At 45.8% G+C, this 3,101-nt stretch carries 4 protein-coding genes; all 4 read left to right on the forward strand.

The features are described 5' to 3' along the window. Positions 1–1,024, forward strand: a 1,024-nt coding sequence (locus ACTHMC_RS25205) for a hypothetical protein (protein WP_440417529.1), incomplete at its 5' end; no start/stop codon positions are given. 427 nt (positions 1,025–1,451) lie between these two features. Then, the gene (locus ACTHMC_RS25210; protein WP_440417530.1) at positions 1,452–2,144 is read left to right on the forward strand and encodes a hypothetical protein; all 693 of its coding nucleotides are present in this window, start codon (positions 1,452–1,454) and stop codon (positions 2,142–2,144) included. Positions 2,145–2,146: 2 nt separating this feature from the next. Then, the gene (locus ACTHMC_RS25215) at positions 2,147–2,827 is read left to right on the forward strand and encodes a hypothetical protein (RefSeq protein ID WP_440417531.1); all 681 of its coding nucleotides are present in this window, start codon (positions 2,147–2,149) and stop codon (positions 2,825–2,827) included. Continuing rightward, positions 2,799–3,101: hypothetical protein (locus ACTHMC_RS25220; protein WP_440417532.1), on the forward strand; the 303-nt coding region annotated here is incomplete at its 3' end. The genes ACTHMC_RS25215 and ACTHMC_RS25220, both read left to right, overlap by 29 nt.

Below are 3,101 nucleotides of genomic sequence, written 5' to 3' on the forward strand. Positions count from 1 at the left end.
GCTTCACAGCACGCCCATTGATTATCTATCCCAGCTCACTCATTTGCGCGATTCGATCATTACCTGGAATAAAAGGGACTTTGTGCCACCTGTAAAAATGAGCGCCTTCCTGATCGGGTTACAAAACAGGTTCGGGCTATGGTACGATTTTGATTTCAAAAGGAAAGTGTGTACCATTCGTTATCGAAATGCCATCTTCTCAGGCAGGAAAAAAAGAGACGCTACCGCCAAAGCTGGCGCGAAATACAACTTCAAAAATAACAGCGCCAATACTCTGTATGCACTCACGCAGACAGCCGGTTCCCCAAAGCCTGACTTCAAAACTTTATCATACCAGGGGGTTGTGATCAATCCATTCCAATTTCCACCAGCTGTACCTGAGCGCCTGAACCACCTGTATTTTGTTTTGGGTGATAATTCATACTGGTATTGCACCAACGCTGAAGGGTTGGAAGCATGGGTTAAGATAGCCGATAATAATTTCGATTATGATCCCGGTAAGGATGAAAAAAAGGAAACGATCACTACGCAGTGTCTGATACCTGGGCACCAGTTTCTGCCAAATGTAAACATGGGCGGAAATACTGAAGTAGCAAGGTACAGCGCATACCCGTCAGCCTCCATCGACCAATATGAAGAGGAAACTTTTTATATCTGCTATCACCACGGAATGGGCATGACCATCAATTACCTTGACCTGCCAGACTACCATTTTCCGCAAAGCACAGCAGCCTGCCATGATCTCCGTGGAACTGTCCTTCGCCATAAGGCACTGGTGTGGGAGTATAACGATAACAACAATTTCGAGCGGGGGCTGTATAAGCAGTCCTGGGCGTACTTCCTATCACTGTTATTCCAGCGTGAGGAAATCACCCTGCCAGTGAAATTCACTTTGGAGGATGTACTCAATATGAGCTACACGGATACATTAGTGATCAAAAATGTCGAGTACTTCATCAAAAATCCCCGGTTCACCCTGCCTCTAAGGGAATATTCCAATATGGAACTCATCAGAATCCACTAAAAAAAGTTGTTAAATATCAATTTTTGCCGGTACGATATTAAAAAGTCGTTATGTTTATGATCCTAACGATTCACACGTATACAGGATTGATGCAGCCCTATAATTTCTGTTTACACCATTGCTAAGTAAGACTGACCCATGACCTTTAAACCTGAGTTCAAACTATGCCAAACGCCGCTCATGAAGTCCTTCGCTGTGTGCAATTATTTGATCATTCTCATTCTCTATTGACTATTGCACATGATTTGTCAGCCCTCAGAAATTCCGTTAATGGTTGTATCCACCACGGCCTACCCGAAAGAGATCGAATAATGTACAAAGAGCAGCTTTTATTGATTGACGCGCTTCAGCACTTTTTTCATGAACTAGGCAAGAGGTGTAAGTAATTGTCCTTTCCGGTGCACACTGATTCATAGAGATTTGAACTATGGAAAACGTGCACCAGTGGCTTTCTTCATCTCAAGACTATCATGCCGGAATTCGCATCCTGTTGCAGTACTGCACGGATGCGAATTTGCGTGCCTTATTCCGGGAGGAAGAGACCGAATATAAGCGTAAACGCCTGCTGAAGGCCATGCAGGATCTTGTCTCACCGCCTGTCCTGGAAGATGTTCCGGAACCGACTGCAGCACTGCCCATTTTAATTCCTTCGCCGGCCACCGCTCCTGTTTCTCACCACGGGTGGCCCAATCCAATCACTGACCAGGTTGTGCAGCGCCTGTACGATCAATGGAAGCCCGATTACGCGCGTTTAATGGCGCTGGTGCATGTTGTGTATGAAGTAGCGCTACAGGGCGAAAATGGCAACACTCTGAAGGAAATAGAAGCCGGTCGGCTGGCGCATGAAATATTGGATCTCGATGACCAGGTGCAGGAATACTACCAAAAGCGCGATCTGTACCTCGCTCATGGCCATTATCCGGAGCTGAAGCAGCAGGAGGAGGAAATCGTGGAACCGCGGGCTTTATACAAGGCGCTGGATAATGCTGAAAGATATGTCCGGCGCTATCGGGATAAAATTAAGCAGCAGCCGAAACACAAATCAGTTCCCAAATGGACAGCGCTGTTACTGGAATATGAAAAGGATGTATTGAAGTACAAGAAACTACTTAAACTGTAGGAATGAGCAAAGGATTAACCAGGCAAGGGCAGGATGCCAAAAGCCGGATCACCAAATACCTGGCAGGGGATAAAATTCAGCTGAACAGTGAGGAAGAAAAGATCCTTACCCGATGGGAGTTCGCCTATGACCTCATGGTTGCAAAGGAAAAAAACTGGGTAGAGATCCGCGATAAAATTGCCTTCAAATTTGCTGTGAGCAAGTTTACCGCAGAGAACGATATTTCCAATACACAGGAAGTGTTTGGAACCAACCGGAAGATCAATAAACGTTTCGTGCTTCATCTTCATCTGGATCGCATGGACGTCGATATTGAGCGCATCCGGAAGGGATTGTTTTTCTCCAAAGACGAAGACGGCAAATTGCAGCCATGCACACCTGATGCAAAGGAAATTGCAGCCCTCGCAAAGTTTGCTGAAGCATACACCTATACCGTCAACTGCATTCCTGATGATGTAGACCGTTCCAAACTGCCACCGCCATTATTTATATTCAATTTGCCGGAAGGAGCTGCGCTTGTCCCTCCCATGACACTGGAGCAAGCATTAACTAAGGCTGATGAATACATCGAATTTCAAGATTTGAGCCATGAACAAAGCGATATACAACCCGATGGATCAACCGGTAGTGGAGAAGATCCTGCCGATCCCGCACATGACGATCAGGTTAGTTCGTCCGAATAACACTTTCTTTGTTGCAAACCGCGGTGGTTTCAAAACAACTTTGGGACTGACCTTCTATACTGTTGATTGTGTACACGAGCTGCCACGGTCAACTGGAATAGTCGTAGGACCATCATATGAGCACCTCGGAGACAATACGCTGAACCCGCTTTTTAACGCCTTTAATGAAGATGGTTTTGAGCAGGGTGTACACTATGTTTATGGAACCAAGCCACCCGCAGAATGGCCTTCACCATATATCAGGGTTGATAGTGTAAAGAAGTATGATCACATG

This window comes from Pseudobacter sp. (assembly GCF_051955275.1).
In the GTDB taxonomy this organism is placed as follows: Bacteria; Bacteroidota; Bacteroidia; order Chitinophagales; family Chitinophagaceae; genus Pseudobacter.